We start from the raw sequence: 16642 nt of genomic DNA on the forward strand, positions 1-16642 counted from the left end.
CTAGTGGAGCAAGAAAATGAAGAAAGGCACGGTACTCAACTCAGAAATCTCATCGGTTATTTCCCGTCTTGGGCATACCGATACGCTGGTGGTTTGCGATGCAGGCTTACCGGTTCCGCGCAGCACAACCCGTATCGATATGGCGTTAACGCAGGGTGTACCCTCGTTTATGCAGGTACTGGAAGTTGTGACGGCGGAGATGCAGGTTGAGGCAGCCATTCTCGCGGCGGAAATCAAACAACATAATCCGCAACTCCACGAAACGTTGCTCAGCCATATTGAGCAACTGCAACAACACCAGGGAAACACCATAGAAATTCGTTACACGACGCACGAACAGTTCAAACAACAAACCGCAGACAGTCAGGCGGTGATTCGCAGCGGGGAGTGTTCCCCGTATGCGAATATCATTCTCTGTGCTGGCGTCACCTTCTGAGGCCATCATGGACGCATTACTGCAACTCAAAGGGATCGATAAGTCGTTCCCGGGCGTAAAAGCCCTCTCCGGCGCGGCGCTGAACGTCTACCCCGGGCGCGTGATGGCGCTGGTGGGCGAAAACGGTGCCGGCAAATCCACCATGATGAAAGTGCTGACCGGTATCTATCAACGCGATGCCGGTTCACTCGTCTGGCTGGGAAAAGAGACCACCTTCAATGGCCCGAAATCCTCTCAGGAAGCGGGCATCGGTATTATTCACCAGGAGCTGAACCTGATCCCGCAGCTCACCATTGCGGAAAACATCTTCCTCGGCCGCGAGTTTGTTAACCGGTTCGGCAAAATCGACTGGAAAACCATGTATGCCGAAGCGGACAAGCTGCTGGCGAAGCTGAACCTGCGCTTTAAGAGCGACCGTCTGGTAGGCGATCTCTCCATTGGCGATCAGCAGATGGTGGAAATTGCCAAGGTGCTGAGCTTTGAGTCGAAGGTCATCATTATGGATGAACCGACCGACGCCCTGACCGATACCGAAACCGAATCCCTGTTCCGCGTGATCCGCGAGCTGAAGTCGCAGGGGCGCGGGATTGTCTATATCTCTCACCGCATGAAAGAGATCTTCGAAATCTGCGATGACGTCACCGTCTTCCGCGACGGGCAGTTTATTGCCGAGCGCGAAGTGGCCACGCTGACCGAAGATACGCTTATCGAAATGATGGTGGGACGTAAGCTCGAAGATCAGTATCCGCATCTGGAGAAAGCGCCGGGTGAGATCCGCCTGAAGGTGGACAACCTCTGCGGTCCGGGCGTGAACGATGTGACCTTTACCCTGCGCCAGGGCGAGATCCTGGGCGTGGCGGGCCTGATGGGTGCCGGACGTACAGAGCTGATGAAAGTGTTGTACGGCGCACTGCCGCGCACCAGCGGTTATATCACTCTCGACGGTCATGAAGTGGTCACCCGCTCTCCGCAGGATGGCCTGGCGAACGGCATCGTCTATATCTCCGAAGACCGCAAACGCGACGGCTTAGTGCTGGGCATGTCGGTGAAAGAGAACATGTCCCTGACCGCGCTGCGCTATTTCAGCCGCAGCGGCGGTAGCCTGAAGCATAAAGATGAGCAGCAGGCGGTGAGCGATTTTATCCGCCTCTTTAACGTTAAAACCCCGTCGATGGAGCAGGCGATTGGCCTCTTATCCGGCGGTAATCAGCAGAAAGTGGCGATTGCGCGCGGGCTGATGACGCGCCCGAAAGTGCTGATCCTCGACGAGCCAACCCGCGGCGTGGACGTGGGCGCAAAGAAAGAGATCTATCAGCTGATTAATCAGTTTAAGGCCGACGGTCTGAGCATCATTCTGGTCTCTTCCGAGATGCCAGAAGTATTAGGCATGAGCGATCGCATTATCGTCATGCATGAAGGGCATCTCGGCGGTGAATTCACTCGCGAGCAGGCCACCCAGGAAGTTCTGATGGCTGCCGCTGTGGGCAAGCTTAATCGCGTGAATCAGGAGTAAGAAGATGACTACCCAGGCTGTTTCTGGTCGCCGCTATTTCACAAAGGCATGGCTGATGGAACAAAAATCGCTGATTGCCCTGCTGGTGCTGATCGCGATTGTGTCCACCATGAGCCCGAACTTTTTCACCGTTAATAACCTGTTCAACATTCTGCAGCAGACGTCGGTGAACGCCATTATGGCGGTCGGCATGACGCTGGTGATTTTGACCTCGGGTATCGATCTGTCCGTCGGTTCCCTGCTGGCGCTCACCGGTGCGATCGCCGCTTCGATTGTCGGCATTGAAGTCAACGCGCTGGTGGCTGTGGCCGCTGCCCTGGCGGCAGGCGCGGCGATTGGTGCCGTAACCGGTGTGATTGTGGCAAAAGGCCGCGTTCAGGCGTTCATCGCCACGCTGGTGATGATGCTGCTGCTGCGCGGTGTGACCATGGTTTACACCAACGGCAGCCCGGTTAATACCGGCTTTACCGATAACGCCGATCTGTTTGGCTGGTTCGGTATCGGTCGCCCGCTGGGTGTTCCGACCCCGGTCTGGATCATGGCTATCGTCTTCCTGGCGGCGTGGTACATGCTGCACCACACCCGTCTGGGCCGTTATATCTATGCGCTGGGCGGTAACGAAGCGGCAACGCGACTGTCCGGTATCAGCGTTAATAAAGTCAAAATTATCGTTTACTCCCTGTGCGGTCTGCTGGCGTCACTGGCAGGCATCATCGAAGTGGCGCGCCTCTCCTCCGCGCAGCCGACGGCGGGTACGGGTTATGAGCTGGATGCTATCGCGGCAGTGGTTCTGGGCGGTACGAGTCTTGCGGGCGGTAAAGGTCGCATTGTTGGGACATTGATCGGCGCACTGATTCTTGGTTTCCTGAATAATGGTTTGAATTTGTTAGGTGTTTCCTCCTATTACCAGATGATCGTTAAGGCAGTGGTGATTTTGCTGGCGGTACTGGTAGACAACAAAAAACAGTAACTGACGACACTACAGGACATCTTAGATATGAACATGAAAAAACTGGCTACCCTGGTTTCTGCTGTCGCGCTGAGCGCAACCGTAAGTGCTAACGCCATGGCGAAAGATACCATCGCGCTGGTTGTCTCTACCCTGAACAACCCGTTCTTCGTCTCCCTGAAGGACGGTGCACAGAAAGAAGCGGACAAGCTGGGCTACAACCTGGTGGTTCTGGATTCTCAGAACAACCCGGCGAAAGAGCTGGCTAACGTTCAGGACTTAACCGTTCGCGGCACCAAAATTCTACTGATCAACCCAACCGATTCTGATGCCGTAGGCAACGCCGTGAAGATGGCAAACCAGGCGAAGATCCCGGTGATCACCCTGGACCGTCAGGCGTCTAAAGGTGAGGTGGTCAGCCACATTGCCTCTGATAACGTGCTGGGCGGCAAAATCGCGGGTGATTACATCGCGAAGAAAGCCGGCGAAGGCGCGAAGGTTATCGAACTGCAGGGGATTGCCGGAACTTCCGCAGCTCGCGAGCGTGGTGAAGGCTTCCAGCAGGCTGTGGCTGCACACAAATTCAACGTGCTGGCCAGCCAGCCGGCAGACTTCGACCGTACTAAAGGTCTGAACGTTATGCAGAACCTGCTGACCGCGCATCCTGACGTGCAGGCCGTGTTCGCACAGAACGACGAAATGGCGCTCGGCGCGCTGCGTGCCCTGCAGACCGCAGGTAAATCTGATGTGATGGTTGTCGGATTTGACGGCACGCCGGATGGTGAAAAAGCAGTAAACGATGGCAAACTGGCTGCGACCATCGCTCAGCTGCCTGAGCAGATTGGCGCCACTGGCGTTGAAACTGCCGACAAAGTGCTGAAGGGCGAAAAAGTTCAGGCCAAATACCCGGTTGACCTGAAGCTGGTCATCAAGCAGTAAAAGGCGAATCAGGCAGTCGCTGGCTGCCTGAGGGACACCAATAAAGAAAAGTGTGGCATACGCCACCGGGTAACACCGGTGGCGCTCTCAGATGGACAACCCAACCATGAAAACCGCAGGCAACCTCGTCGTCCTTGGCAGTATCAATGCCGATCACATTCTTAACCTTGAATCGTTCCCTACACCGGGCGAAACCGTCACGGGTAACCAGTATCAGGTGGCATTTGGCGGTAAAGGTGCCAACCAGGCCGTCGCCGCCGGTCGCAGCGGGGCGAATATTGCGTTTATCGCCTGCACGGGTGATGACGATACCGGTGAGCGAGTACGCAAACAGCTGGCGAGCGACAACATTGATATCGCACCGGTCAGCGTGATTGCAGGGGAATCGACCGGCGTGGCGCTGATTTTCGTCAACGCTGAAGGTGAGAATGTCATCGGTATTCATGCGGGTGCTAACGCTGCGCTGACGACGGAGCGCGTGGAAGCGCAACGTGCCATCATCGCCGGAGCGGAAGCCCTGCTCATGCAACTGGAGTCACCGGTTGAAAGCGTGCTGGCCGCCGCGAAAATTGCGCATGAAAATCATACCACTGTCGTACTTAACCCGGCTCCAGCCCGTGTATTATCAGACGAGCTGCTGGCGCTGGTGGATATCATTACGCCGAACGAAACCGAAGCCGAAAAGCTGACGGGCATTTGCGTAGAAAATGATGACGATGCCGCACGAGCCGCGCGTGCACTGCACGATAAGGGCATCGGCACCGTGATTATCACCCTTGGTAGCCGTGGGGTGTGGGCAAGCGTCAATGGCGAAGGCCGCCGCATGCCGGGCTTTAAGGTCAAAGCGATTGATACCATCGCGGCGGGAGATACCTTCAATGGTGCACTGGTGACCGCGCTGCTGGAAGGCAAGAGAATGGATGACGCTATTCGCTTTGCACACGCTGCTGCCGCGATTGCGGTGACGCGCAAGGGCGCACAGCCTTCCGTTCCGTGGCGTAAAGAGATCGATGAATTCTTAAGTCAGCAGGGGTAACGCTTGGCCACAATGAAAGATGTCGCCCGCATGGCGGGCGTTTCTACCTCGACGGTCTCTCACGTTATAAACAACGATCGCTTCGTCAGCGAGGCGATTCGGGAGAAAGTCGAAGCTGCGGTAAAAGAACTCAACTATGCGCCGTCTGCGCTGGCGCGCAGCCTTAAGCTCAACCAGACGCGCACCATCGGTATGCTGATCACCGCCAGTACCAACCCCTTTTATTCAGAACTGGTTCGCGGCGTGGAGCGCAGCTGCTTCGAGCGTGGCTACAGCCTGGTGCTGTGTAATACCGAGGGCGACGAGCAGCGGATGAATCGTAATCTGGAAACGCTGATGCAAAAACGCGTCGACGGGCTATTGCTGCTCTGCACCGAAACGCACCAGCCCTCGAAAGAGATTATCCAGCGTTATCCTTCAATTCCCACCGTGATGATGGACTGGGCGCCGTTCGACGGAACCAGCGATCTCATTCAGGATAACTCCCTGCTGGGCGGTGATATGGCGACTCAGCACCTGATTGATAAAGGACACACTCGCATTGCCTGTATTACGGGGCCGCTGGATAAAACTCCGGCGCGTTTGCGTCTGGAAGGGTATCTCTCCGCCATGGAACGGGCAGGGCTTGCCATTCCTGATGGCTATCGAATCACCGGTGATTTTGAATTTAACGGCGGTTTCGAGGCGATGCAGAAACTGCTGGCGCAAAAGCCGCGTCCGCAGGCGGTGTTTATTGGTAACGACGCGATGGCGTTTGGGGCCTACCAGGCGTTGTATCAGGCGGGGCTACGCGTGCCTGATGATATGGCGGTGATTGGCTATGACGATATCGAACTGGCCAGCTACATGACGCCGCCGCTGACCACGATCCATCAGCCAAAAGATGAACTGGGCGAGCTGGCCATCGATGTGTTGATCCACCGTATGGCGCAGCCCACGCTGCAACAGCAACGCCTGCAGCTTACTCCTGTTCTGATGGAACGCGGTTCGGTTTAGCTTTCTCTTTGTGACGCTCTTTAATCAGGTTTCGGCCGTCTTTCGGTTTTAACAGCATAAAGACCAGCGCCGATACCACGGTAAGTGCGCCCATGGTGATAAAGGTATAGTGGAACTGCTCAACGGTATTTGCGCTGTCGAAACCTTCATAAAACCGCAGCACCGCTGCACTCACGGCAACCCCTAAACTGATCGACAGCTGTTGCGTTACCGCCAGCACGCTGTTGCCGCTGCTGGCGTTCTCGTCAGTCAGATCGGCGAGGGTGATGGTGTTCATCGACGTGAACTGCGTCGACATCGCCATGCCCAACACAAACAGCGGCAGGATCAGCATCCAGACGGGTAACGCGGCGGATTGCAGCGAGAACTGCGCAATCATCAGGCCGATAAAGACCGTCACGCCGACCAGCGTCTTACGATAGCCAAACCAGCGCAGCACCTGCGTGACGGTAGATTTTGCCAGGATCGAGCCCATTGCCGTGGGCGCCATCATGCAGCCGGCAATCAGAGCCGGGTAGCCGAAACCCACCTGCAGCATCAATGGCATCAGGAACGGTACGCAACCCGTCCCCAGACGAGACGCAATGTTCCCTGCAATCCCAACGGAAAACGTTCGGGTGTTAAAGAGCCCCAGGGAAATTAACGGCGTCGGGTGACGGCGCGCGTGACGTATATAAAGAAGGAATAAAAGAATACCGCCGAGGATAACGGAGAGCGCTAACCACGTCGCGACGATCTTCTCGCCAAACAGCTCCATTCCGCTGGAAAATAACACCAGGCTCAGGCCAAACAGGAAAAAGCCGCCCATGTCGAAGCTGCGCCTTGGCGTGGTGAAGTTTGGCATATATTTGCGGGCATACAGCAGTCCCGCAACGCCAATCGGAATATTAATCAGGAAGATCCAGTGCCAGCTTGCCCAGGTGACAAACACGCCACCGAGTACCGGGCCAAGAATCGGGCCGACCAGGCCCGGCATGGTGACGAAGTTGAGCACGGGAAGCAGTTCGCTCCTGGGGTAGGCTCGCAGCAAGGCAAGACGCGCCACCGGCATCATCATCGCGCCGCCAATGCCCTGCAATACGCGAAAGATAACCAGCTCCGTTAAGGATGAGGAGAGCGCACAGGCTAGCGAACCGAGCGTAAAGAGCGTTACGGCCAGCATGAAAACTCTGCGGGTGCCAAAGCGGTCGGCCAGCCAGCCGCTGACCGGAATTAACATTGCGACCGTCAGGGTATAGCTGATGATGGCGGACTGCATCGCCAGCGGCGAGCGGTTAAGGCTTTGCGCTATAGCGGGAAGCGCTGTGTTGAGGATGGTGGCATCCAGTGCCTGCATAAAAAACGCCATGGCTGCAATCCACGGCAATCCGGCCATGCTGCGCGCTTTTTTGTTTGTCATCTATTTACCTGCTGGTGGGTTGGCGCGGCCAGCAGTGCCTGGCACGCACTCAGGGCTCGCTGCCCGTCGCTTTCCTGGATGGCATCTACTATCGCCTGGTGCAAATCCAGTTTTACCACTTCGTTTTGTGTAATAGAGGTAAAGTAGGTGTGATACACCGAATGAAATAAAGAGGCAAAAGAGGTGAGAAACGGATTGGCGCTCATCATATAGATGTGTTCATGCCAGGCCATATCGACCTCAACCCAGCGTTCGCGGTTGAAGTGTTTTTTCAGGAACACCATCTCTTCCATCAATGCGTTAAGCTGCGCTTTCTGCTCTGCCGTTCCTAGCGTGGCGGCAAGCAGACATGCCTGAGGTTCAAGGCTGCTGCGCATCACCAGAAAGTGATCGACGACCTGATGAAAGTTATCTTCCGTCATCCACCAGGAGAGCAGCTCCTGATCGAGAAAATTCCAGTTACTCTGTGGCATCACGCGTGTGCCAATGCGAGGGCGTGGAAGCACCATACCTTTTGCCGTCAGGGTTTTCACCGCTTCGCGAACGGCGGTACGGCTCACCCCAAACTGCTCACCCAGCTCCATCTCACCCGGCAGTATGCTGCCCGGGGCATATTTACCCGCTAAAATCCGCTGAGCCAGCTTTTCTGCCAGCACGTACGACAGGTTTTTTTGGGCGGCCAGCTGTTGTGCGCTTAATGGCATCGCTTTTATTCCTTAAAGATTCATGCTGATAATTATGCCACCTCGAATGTGATTGTGGTTGCAGAGACATCAAATAGAACAATTTGTAGCTTGATTTCACCTCTGTTGGTGAAAAAAAACGCGGATGGAAACTTTTTTTAAATTTCCTCTTGTCACGTCGGAATAACTCCCTATAATGCGCCTCCACTGACACGGAACAACGGCACACACGCCGCCGGGTCAGCAGAGAAAAGCGAAAATAAACGCTTGACTCTGAAGCGGGAAAGCGTAATATGCACACCCCGCGCCGCAGCGAAAAGCGAAGCGGCACTGCTCTTTAACAATTTATCAGACAATCTGTGTGGGCACTCAAAGTGACATGGATTCTTAATGTCTTCGGACAATAAATGAATACCAAGTCTCTGAGTGAACATACGTAATTCATTACGAAGTTTAATTCACGAGCATCAAACTTAAATTGAAGAGTTTGATCATGGCTCAGATTGAACGCTGGCGGCAGGCCTAACACATGCAAGTCGAGCGGTAGCGAGCTTGCTCCTGGGTGACGAGCGGCGGACGGGTGAGTAATGTCTGGGAAACTGCCTGATGGAGGGGGATAACTACTGGAAACGGTAGCTAATACCGCATAACGTCGCAAGACCAAAGAGGGGGACCTTCGGGCCTCTTGCCATCAGATGTGCCCAGATGGGATTAGCTAGTAGGTGGGGTAACGGCTCACCTAGGCGACGATCCCTAGCTGGTCTGAGAGGATGACCAGCCACACTGGAACTGAGACACGGTCCAGACTCCTACGGGAGGCAGCAGTGGGGAATATTGCACAATGGGCGCAAGCCTGATGCAGCCATGCCGCGTGTATGAAGAAGGCCTTCGGGTTGTAAAGTACTTTCAGCGGGGAGGAAGGCGATAAGGTTAATAACCTTGTCGATTGACGTTACCCGCAGAAGAAGCACCGGCTAACTCCGTGCCAGCAGCCGCGGTAATACGGAGGGTGCAAGCGTTAATCGGAATTACTGGGCGTAAAGCCGCAGGCGGTCTGTCAAGTCGGATGTGAAATCCCCGGGCTCAACCTGGGAACTGCATTCGAAACTGGCAGGCTAGAGTCTTGTAGAGGGGGGTAGAATTCCAGGTGTAGCGGTGAAATGCGTAGAGATCTGGAGGAATACCGGTGGCGAAGGCGGCCCCCTGGACAAAGACTGACGCTCAGGTGCGAAAGCGTGGGGAGCAAACAGGATTAGATACCCTGGTAGTCCACGCCGTAAACGATGTCGACTTGGAGGTTGTGCCCTTGAGGCGTGGCTTCCGGAGCTAACGCGTTAAGTCGACCGCCTGGGGAGTACGGCCGCAAGGTTAAAACTCAAATGAATTGACGGGGGCCCGCACAAGCGGTGGAGCATGTGGTTTAATTCGATGCAACGCGAAGAACCTTACCTACTCTTGACATCCAGAGAACTTTCCAGAGATGGATTGGTGCCTTCGGGAACTCTGAGACAGGTGCTGCATGGCTGTCGTCAGCTCGTGTTGAAATGTTGGGTTAAGTCCCGCAACGAGCGCAACCCTTATCCTTTGTTGCCAGCGGTCCGGCCGGGAACTCAAAGGAGACTGCCAGTGATAAACTGGAGGAAGGTGGGGATGACGTCAAGTCATCATGGCCCTTACGAGTAGGGCTACACACGTGCTACAATGGCGCATACAAAGAGAAGCGACCTCGCGAGAGCAAGCGGACCTCATAAAGTGCGTCGTAGTCCGGATTGGAGTCTGCAACTCGACTCCATGAAGTCGGAATCGCTAGTAATCGTAGATCAGAATGCTACGGTGAATACGTTCCCGGGCCTTGTACACACCGCCCGTCACACCATGGGAGTGGGTTGCAAAAGAAGTAGGTAGCTTAACCTTCGGGAGGGCGCTTACCACTTTGTGATTCATGACTGGGGTGAAGTCGTAACAAGGTAACCGTAGGGGAACCTGCGGTTGGATCACCTCCTTACCTTAAAGAACCTGCCTTTGTAGTGTCCACATGTCTGATGAAAAGTAAATAGCAAGGCGTCTTGCGATTGAGACTTCAGTGTCCCCTTCGTCTAGAGGCCCAGGACACCGCCCTTTCACGGCGGTAACAGGGGTTCGAATCCCCTAGGGGACGCCACTTGCTGGTTCGTGAGTGAAAGTCACCTGCCGTCATATCTCAAAACTCATCTTCGGGTGACGTTTGAGATATTTGCTCTTTAAAAATCTGGATCAAGCTGAAAATTGAAACGACACACATGTTATGTGTGTTCGAGTCTCTCAAATTTTCGCAATTTGATGATGAATCGAAAGAAACATCTTCGGGTTGTGAGGTTAAGCGACTAAGCGTACACGGTGGATGCCCTGGCAGTCAGAGGCGATGAAGGACGTGCTAATCTGCGAAAAGCGCCGGCGAGGTGATATGAACCTTTGACCCGGCGATGTCCGAATGGGGAAACCCAGTGTGATTCGTCACACTATCGTTAACTGAATACATAGGTTAACGAGGCGAGGGGGAACTGAAACATCTAAGTACCCCGAGGAAAAGAAATCAACCGAGATTCCCCCAGTAGCGGCGAGCGAACGGGGAGCAGCCCAGAGTCTGAATCAGCTTGTGTGTTAGTGGAACGGTCTGGAAAGTCCGGCGATACAGGGTGACAGCCCCGTACACGAAAGCACACAGGTTGTGAACTCGAAGAGTAGGGCGGGACACGTGGTATCCTGTCTGAATATGGGGGGACCATCCTCCAAGGCTAAATACTCCTGACTGACCGATAGTGAACCAGTACCGTGAGGGAAAGGCGAAAAGAACCCCGGCGAGGGGAGTGAAAAAGAACCTGAAACCGTGTACGTACAAGCAGTGGGAGCACCCTTGTGGTGTGACTGCGTACCTTTTGTATAATGGGTCAGCGACTTATATTCTGTAGCAAGGTTAACCGTATAGGGGAGCCGAAGGGAAACCGAGTCTTAACTGGGCGTTAAGTTGCAGGGTATAGACCCGAAACCCTGATCTAGCCATGGGCAGGTTGAAGGTTGGGTAACACTAACTGGAGGACCGAACCGACTAATGTTGAAAAATTAGCGGATGACTTGTGGCTGGGGGTGAAAGGCCAATCAAACCGGGAGATAGCTGGTTCTCCCCGAAAGCTATTTAGGTAGCGCCTCGTGAACTCATCTTCGGGGGTAGAGCACTGTTTCGGCTAGGGGGCCATCCCGGCTTACCAACCCGATGCAAACTACGAACACCGAAGAATGTTATCACGGGAGACACACGGCGGGTGCTAACGTCCGTCGTGAAGAGGGAAACAACCCAGACCGCCAGCTAAGGTCCCAAAGTCATGGTTAAGTGGGAAACGATGTGGGAAGGCACAGACAGCCAGGATGTTGGCTTAGAAGCAGCCATCATTTAAAGAAAGCGTAATAGCTCACTGGTCGAGTCGGCCTGCGCGGAAGATGTAACGGGGCTAAACCATGCACCGAAGCTGCGGCAGCGACGCTTATGCGTTGTTGGGTAGGGGAGCGTTCTGTAAGCCGTTGAAGGTGTGCTGTGAGGCATGCTGGAGGTATCAGAAGTGCGAATGCTGACATAAGTAACGATAAAGCGGGTGAAAAGCCCGCTCGCCGGAAGACCAAGGGTTCCTGTCCAACGTTAATCGGGGCAGGGTGAGTCGGCCCCTAAGGCGAGGCCGAAAGGCGTAGTCGATGGGAAACAGGTTAATATTCCTGTACTTGGTGTTACTGCGAAGGGGGGACGGAGAAGGCTATGTTAGCCGGGCGACGGTTGTCCCGGTTTAAGCATGTAGGCGGAACGATTAGGTAAATCCGGTCGTTTATTAACGCTGAGGTGTGATGACGAGGCACTACGGTGCTGAAGTAACAAATGCCCTGCTTCCAGGAAAAGCCTCTAAGCATCAGGTAACATCAAATCGTACCCCAAACCGACACAGGTGGTCAGGTAGAGAATACCAAGGCGCTTGAGAGAACTCGGGTGAAGGAACTAGGCAAAATGGTGCCGTAACTTCGGGAGAAGGCACGCTGATATGTAGGTGAAGCCCCTGCGGGTGGAGCTGAAATCAGTCGAAGATACCAGCTGGCTGCAACTGTTTATTAAAAACACAGCACTGTGCAAACACGAAAGTGGACGTATACGGTGTGACGCCTGCCCGGTGCCGGAAGGTTAATTGATGGGGTTAGCGGCAACGCGAAGCTCTTGATCGAAGCCCCGGTAAACGGCGGCCGTAACTATAACGGTCCTAAGGTAGCGAAATTCCTTGTCGGGTAAGTTCCGACCTGCACGAATGGCGTAATGATGGCCAGGCTGTCTCCACCCGAGACTCAGTGAAATTGAACTCGCTGTGAAGATGCAGTGTACCCGCGGCAAGACGGAAAGACCCCGTGAACCTTTACTATAGCTTGACACTGAACACTGGTCCTTGATGTGTAGGATAGGTGGGAGGCTTTGAAGCGTGGACGCCAGTCTGCGTGGAGCCGACCTTGAAATACCACCCTTTAATGGCTGGTGTTCTAACGTAGACCCGTAATCCGGGTTGCGGACAGTGTCTGGTGGGTAGTTTGACTGGGGCGGTCTCCTCCCAAAGAGTAACGGAGGAGCACGAAGGTTAGCTAATCCTGGTCGGACATCAGGAGGTTAGTGCAATGGCATAAGCTAGCTTGACTGCGAGAGTGACGGCTCGAGCAGGTGCGAAAGCAGGTCATAGTGATCCGGTGGTTCTGAATGGAAGGGCCATCGCTCAACGGATAAAAGGTACTCCGGGGATAACAGGCTGATACCGCCCAAGAGTTCATATCGACGGCGGTGTTTGGCACCTCGATGTCGGCTCATCACATCCTGGGGCTGAAGTAGGTCCCAAGGGTATGGCTGTTCGCCATTTAAAGTGGTACGCGAGCTGGGTTTAGAACGTCGTGAGACAGTTCGGTCCCTATCTGCCGTGGGCGCTGGAGAATTGAGGGGGGCTGCTCCTAGTACGAGAGGACCGGAGTGGACGCATCACTGGTGTTCGGGTTGTCATGCCAATGGCATTGCCCGGTAGCTAAATGCGGAAAAGATAAGTGCTGAAAGCATCTAAGCACGAAACTTGCCCCGAGATGAGTTCTCCCTGACCCTTTAAGGGTCCTGAAGGAACGTTGAAGACTACGACGTTGATAGGTCGGGTGTGTAAGCGCAGCGATGCGTTGAGCTAACCGATACTAATGAACCGTGAGGCTTAACCTTACAACGCCGAAGCTGTTTCGGCGAAGAGACAGACAATCAAATTTCAGCTTTGATACAGATTTAACAGAATTTGCCTGGCGGCTTTAGCGCGGTGGTCCCACCTGACCCCATGCCGAACTCAGAAGTGAAACGCCGTAGCGCCGATGGTAGTGTGGGGTCTCCCCATGTGAGAGTAGGGAACTGCCAGGCATCAAATAAGTGAAGAGGCCATCCGAAAGGATGGCCTTTTTGCGTTTAAGCACCTCAGAAATTTGTAGGCCGGGTAGGGCGAAACCGCCCCCCGGTAAGTCAGATCGCACTCCACTCCACTATAAACTCCGTAATCCCTTCCACATCATTTAAGTCCAGCACCGTAACCTCAAGCGGCAATACAACATCACTGGCCACCGCAATCACATGCTCATCCAGCGTTAACTCGCTGATATCATGCCCGGCATCGCTTCTGAACAGCAGGATCTTAGGCACGGCCTCATGCTTAAATCCCTCAACCAGCACCAGATCGAGCGTGGAATGATCCATCCGGCTGACCAGATACGCGAGATCCAGCGGCGCCACATCCGGCGTTTCTGTCATTAACGCCCAGCGTTGAGTACTTGCCACCATCGTTTGTGCTGCTCCCGCTTTACGCAGCTCAAAGCTGTCTTTTCCCGGTGTATCGACATCCATATTATGGTGGGTATGCTTAATCAATCCTGGACGGATACCTCTTGCACAAAGCGCAGTAATGAGCTTTTTCAGCAGCGTGGTTTTCCCGGTCCCACTCCAGGCGGAAATGGCTACAACAGGTATCATCTTTTCTCCTGCATCATCTGCAAATCGTCAGGCGTATTCACATTCACAAATGCTGATTTTAAATCGCTAAAATCAACGGGATGACCGCCAGACTCGCGCATAAAAGCCATCACCCTGCGCTCTCCCGCAGCCAGATAGGACTGCAAGGCTGGCGCCAGGGATCGGTGCATCAATGCGATAGCAGGATGATCACGCTCGCCGTCATGTACCCAAACCACAGGAGCCGTACCGCGAAGCAGCAACAAACGCTCGACAAGACAGGACGGAATAAACGGAGTATCGCATGGACAGAAGATGAACCACTCTCCGCGAGACTGTTGCATGACCGAAAGCATCCCGGCCAGCGGTCCCGGGTAATCCTCAAGGATATCCTGGTAAACGGCGTACCCGCTGAGCTGGTAAGTGTCGATATGCCGGTTAGCACTGATGACCATTGTCGACACCTGGCCTGCGAGCGTATCAGCGACACATTGCCATAAGGGTTTGCCGTTCAGGCGTTGAAGCCCCTTATCTTTTCCCCCCATTCGTGTTGCTCTGCCACCTGCCAGAACGACCCCAATGATTTCCTGGCTAAGATTCACGAATATCGCCTCTTTTATTGTGGGATTGACCCTGCTAACGTGTCACTCTAAATGAAAGGAGCACCACCATGAAATGTAAACGTCTGAATGAAGTTATTGAACTCCTCCAGCCCGCCTGGCAAAAAGAGCCAGAGCTAAATCTGATGCAATTTTTACAGAAACTAGCGAAAGAGTCAGGTTTTGACGGCGATCTGGCAGACCTTTCTGACGACATCCTGATCTACCACCTTAAAATGCGTGATTCTGCCAAAGATGCTGTTATTCCTGGTATTCAGAAGGATTATGAGGAAGATTTTAAGACCGCATTACTGAGCGCCCGAGGCGTAATTAAAGAGTAAAAGCTTGTAAGCGGCGGCACCGAAATCGCCACAAGATGATATCCTGAATCATTCGTATAATTTCCGGATGATCGGATGAACGACCAGGCTTTTACTTTCCAGACATTACACCCGGACACCATTATGGATGCCCTGTTTGAACAGGGTATTCGGGTGGATTCCGGGCTAACACCGTTAAACAGCTACGAAAACCGCGTCTATCAATTTCAGGACGAGGATCGTCAGCGCTTCGTCGTAAAGTTCTATCGCCCTGAACGCTGGTCCGCAGAACAAATTCAGGAAGAGCATCAGTTTGCTCACGATCTGCTGGATGACGATGTTCCCGTTGCCGCACCGCTAAAATTTAATAACCAAACGCTCCTCACGCACGAAGGGTTTTACTACGCTGTATTCCCGAGCCTGGGGGGGCGCCAGTTTGAAGCGGATAATATCGATCAGATGGAGTGGGTTGCCCGCTATCTTGGGCGCATACACCAGACGGGACGCAAAAAAGCCTTTATTGCCCGCCCGACTATCGGAATTCAGGAATACCTTCTTGAACCGCGGGGAATATTCGAAACGTCTGCCATGATCCCCACTGCGTTAAAGGATGATTTCCTCAACGCCACCGATAAGCTCATTGCTGCCGTTAAAACCTGCTGGCGCGACGATATTACCGTTCTGCGCCTGCACGGCGATTGTCATGCCGGAAATATCCTCTGGCGTGATGGCCCGCTGTTTGTCGATCTCGATGATGCGCGTATGGGGCCAGCGGTTCAGGACCTGTGGATGCTGCTCAATGGCGACAAAGCCGAGCAACGCATGCAGCTTGAAACCATTATTGAAGCTTATGAAGAATTTAGCCCGTTTAATTCAGACGAAATTGCCCTGATTGAGCCTTTACGTGCGATGCGTTTTGTTTATTATCTCGCATGGTTAATCAGGCGTTGGGACGATCCCGCATTTCCCCGGAATTTCCCGTGGCTTACCGGAGAGGATTACTGGCGTAGCCAGATATCTACATTTACTGAGCAGGTCAAGGTTCTTCAGGAACCCCCTCTGCAATTAACGCCGATGTATTAATTGGACACACCCAGGAGAGAGTTAATCATGAAAAAAATTTGGCTGGCGCTGGCAGGTATGATTCTGGCATTTAGCGCTTCTGCTGCGCAGTTTACCGACGGCAAACAGTACACCACGCTGGACAAACCGGTCGCTGGCGAGCCACAGGTTCTGGAGTTCTTCTCGTTCTACTGCCCGCACTGCTATCAGTTCGAGCAGGTTCTGCATGTTTCGGATAGCGTGAAGAAAAAGCTGCCGGAAGGCACCAAAATGACCAAGTATCACGTCGAGTTCCTGGGCCCATTGGGTAAAGACCTGACTCAGGCGTGGGCGGTTGCGATGGCACTGGGCGTGGAAGATAAAATCACTGCGCCAATGTTTGAAGCCGTACAGAAAACCCAGACAGTTCAGACTACCGCGGATATCCGTAAAGTGTTCGTTGATGCCGGCGTGAAAGGTGAAGAGTATGATGCCGCGTGGAACAGCTTTGTGGTGAAATCTCTGGTTGCTCAGCAGGAAAAAGCGGCTGCTGACCTCCAGCTTCAGGGCGTTCCGGCGATGTTTGTTAACGGCAAATACCAGCTGAACATGCAGGGCATGGACACCAGCAGCATGGATATCTTCGTACAGCAGTATGCTGATACCGTGAAATATCTGGTTGAGAAGAAGTAATTTCGCTGATGTA

General features: G+C 53.8%; 13 protein-coding genes, 1 tRNA gene and 3 rRNA genes. 13 read left to right on the plus strand and 4 right to left on the minus strand.

The annotated features are described in order from the left end of the window. Positions 1 to 16 precede the first annotated feature (16 nt). The 6 genes from rbsD (at position 17) to rbsR (ending at position 5869) form a co-directional block, all read left to right on the plus strand. Complete coding sequence (gene rbsD, locus ACJ69_RS17285) at positions 17 to 436, plus strand: D-ribose pyranase (protein ID WP_003862392.1); 420 nt, start codon at positions 17 to 19, stop codon at positions 434 to 436. Between the two features lie 7 nt (positions 437 to 443). Next, on the plus strand, positions 444 to 1949 hold the full coding sequence (gene rbsA / locus ACJ69_RS17290) for a ribose ABC transporter ATP-binding protein RbsA (RefSeq protein WP_054829790.1): 1506 nt from the start codon (positions 444 to 446) through the stop codon (positions 1947 to 1949). Between the two features lie 4 nt (positions 1950 to 1953). Continuing rightward, positions 1954 to 2919: a ribose ABC transporter permease gene (gene rbsC, locus ACJ69_RS17295; RefSeq protein WP_006808742.1), complete on the plus strand. Its 966-nt coding sequence runs from the start codon at positions 1954 to 1956 to the stop codon at positions 2917 to 2919. Between the two features lie 27 nt (positions 2920 to 2946). Beyond that, positions 2947 to 3837 carry a ribose ABC transporter substrate-binding protein RbsB gene (rbsB, locus tag ACJ69_RS17300; RefSeq protein WP_023333911.1) on the plus strand — a complete coding sequence of 297 codons (891 nt, stop codon included), beginning with the start codon at positions 2947 to 2949 and terminating at the stop codon, positions 3835 to 3837. Between the two features lie 106 nt (positions 3838 to 3943). Next, entirely contained in the window at positions 3944 to 4873 is a 930-nt protein-coding gene (rbsK, locus tag ACJ69_RS17305; protein WP_059347847.1) for a ribokinase, read from the plus strand. Positions 4874 to 4876: 3 nt separating this feature from the next. Then, entirely contained in the window at positions 4877 to 5869 is a 993-nt protein-coding gene (rbsR, locus tag ACJ69_RS17310; protein ID WP_133550759.1) for a ribose operon transcriptional repressor RbsR, read from the plus strand. Here rbsR and mdtD read toward each other — a convergent pair. Together mdtD and ACJ69_RS17320 are read right to left on the minus strand one after the other, a co-directional pair. Continuing rightward, positions 5835 to 7268: a multidrug transporter subunit MdtD gene (gene mdtD, locus ACJ69_RS17315; RefSeq protein ID WP_029741905.1), complete on the minus strand. Its 1434-nt coding sequence runs from the start codon at positions 7266 to 7268 to the stop codon at positions 5835 to 5837. The two genes, rbsR and mdtD, sit on opposite strands and share 35 nt — an antisense overlap. Continuing rightward, positions 7265 to 7972, minus strand: a complete 708-nt coding sequence (locus ACJ69_RS17320) for a FadR/GntR family transcriptional regulator (RefSeq protein ID WP_059347386.1) — start codon at positions 7970 to 7972, stop codon at positions 7265 to 7267. Before ACJ69_RS17320 ends, mdtD begins: the two co-directional genes overlap by 4 nt. A 454-nt stretch (positions 7973 to 8426) precedes the next feature. Here ACJ69_RS17320 and ACJ69_RS17330 point away from each other — a divergent pair. The 4 genes from ACJ69_RS17330 (at position 8427) to rrf (ending at position 13394) form a co-directional block, all read left to right on the plus strand. Beyond that, positions 8427 to 9956, plus strand: a 16S ribosomal RNA gene (locus tag ACJ69_RS17330). A gap of 80 nt (positions 9957 to 10036) precedes the next feature. Next, positions 10037 to 10112 (plus strand) — tRNA-Glu (locus ACJ69_RS17335). 192 nt (positions 10113 to 10304) lie between these two features. Further along, a 23S ribosomal RNA gene (locus tag ACJ69_RS17340) occupies positions 10305 to 13205 on the plus strand. A gap of 73 nt (positions 13206 to 13278) precedes the next feature. Beyond that, positions 13279 to 13394 (plus strand): 5S ribosomal RNA (gene rrf / locus ACJ69_RS17345). The 16S, 23S and 5S rRNA genes sit together here with 1 tRNA gene alongside, the layout of an rRNA operon. 99 nt (positions 13395 to 13493) lie before the next feature. Here rrf and mobB read toward each other — a convergent pair. After that, positions 13494 to 13997 carry a molybdopterin-guanine dinucleotide biosynthesis protein MobB gene (mobB, locus tag ACJ69_RS17350; protein ID WP_054829779.1) on the minus strand — a complete coding sequence of 168 codons (504 nt, stop codon included), beginning with the start codon at positions 13995 to 13997 and terminating at the stop codon, positions 13494 to 13496. After that, positions 13994 to 14578, minus strand: a complete 585-nt coding sequence (gene mobA, locus ACJ69_RS17355) for a molybdenum cofactor guanylyltransferase MobA (RefSeq protein WP_054829778.1) — start codon at positions 14576 to 14578, stop codon at positions 13994 to 13996. Before mobA ends, mobB begins: the two co-directional genes overlap by 4 nt. 68 nt (positions 14579 to 14646) lie before the next feature. Between mobA and ACJ69_RS17360 the strand changes: the two genes are divergently transcribed. The 3 genes from ACJ69_RS17360 (at position 14647) to dsbA (ending at position 16629) form a co-directional block, all read left to right on the plus strand. Next, a complete protein-coding gene (locus ACJ69_RS17360) occupies positions 14647 to 14916 on the plus strand; it encodes a YihD family protein (RefSeq protein ID WP_059347387.1) in 270 nt (89 codons plus the stop codon). A gap of 75 nt (positions 14917 to 14991) precedes the next feature. Beyond that, on the plus strand, positions 14992 to 15978 hold the full coding sequence (locus tag ACJ69_RS17365) for a serine/threonine protein kinase (protein WP_059347388.1): 987 nt from the start codon (positions 14992 to 14994) through the stop codon (positions 15976 to 15978). A 27-nt stretch (positions 15979 to 16005) separates the two neighbouring features. Then, positions 16006 to 16629, plus strand: coding sequence for a thiol:disulfide interchange protein DsbA (gene dsbA / locus ACJ69_RS17370; protein ID WP_032662678.1), 624 nt, complete (start codon positions 16006 to 16008; stop codon positions 16627 to 16629). Positions 16630 to 16642: the final 13 nt, after the last annotated feature.

Source organism: Enterobacter asburiae (assembly GCF_001521715.1).
GTDB lineage: Bacteria > Pseudomonadota > Gammaproteobacteria > Enterobacterales > Enterobacteriaceae > Enterobacter > Enterobacter asburiae.

What these genes read in the sequence shown, in the direction of transcription:
- rbsD (WP_003862392.1), top strand. Translation starts at nt 17, where the DNA reads ATGAAGAAAGGCACGGTACTCAACTCAGAAATCTCATCGGTTATTTCC.
- rbsA (WP_054829790.1), top strand. Translation starts at nt 444, where the DNA reads ATGGACGCATTACTGCAACTCAAAGGGATCGATAAGTCGTTCCCGGGC.
- rbsC (WP_006808742.1), top strand. Translation starts at nt 1,954, where the DNA reads ATGACTACCCAGGCTGTTTCTGGTCGCCGCTATTTCACAAAGGCATGG.
- rbsB (WP_023333911.1), top strand. Translation starts at nt 2,947, where the DNA reads ATGAACATGAAAAAACTGGCTACCCTGGTTTCTGCTGTCGCGCTGAGC.
- rbsK (WP_059347847.1), top strand. Translation starts at nt 3,944, where the DNA reads ATGAAAACCGCAGGCAACCTCGTCGTCCTTGGCAGTATCAATGCCGAT.
- mdtD (WP_029741905.1), bottom strand. Translation starts at nt 7,268, where the DNA reads ATGACAAACAAAAAAGCGCGCAGCATGGCCGGATTGCCGTGGATTGCA.
- ACJ69_RS17320 (WP_059347386.1), bottom strand. Translation starts at nt 7,972, where the DNA reads ATGCCATTAAGCGCACAACAGCTGGCCGCCCAAAAAAACCTGTCGTAC.
- mobB (WP_054829779.1), bottom strand. Translation starts at nt 13,997, where the DNA reads ATGATACCTGTTGTAGCCATTTCCGCCTGGAGTGGGACCGGGAAAACC.
- ACJ69_RS17360 (WP_059347387.1), top strand. Translation starts at nt 14,647, where the DNA reads ATGAAATGTAAACGTCTGAATGAAGTTATTGAACTCCTCCAGCCCGCC.
- ACJ69_RS17365 (WP_059347388.1), top strand. Translation starts at nt 14,992, where the DNA reads ATGAACGACCAGGCTTTTACTTTCCAGACATTACACCCGGACACCATT.
- dsbA (WP_032662678.1), top strand. Translation starts at nt 16,006, where the DNA reads ATGAAAAAAATTTGGCTGGCGCTGGCAGGTATGATTCTGGCATTTAGC.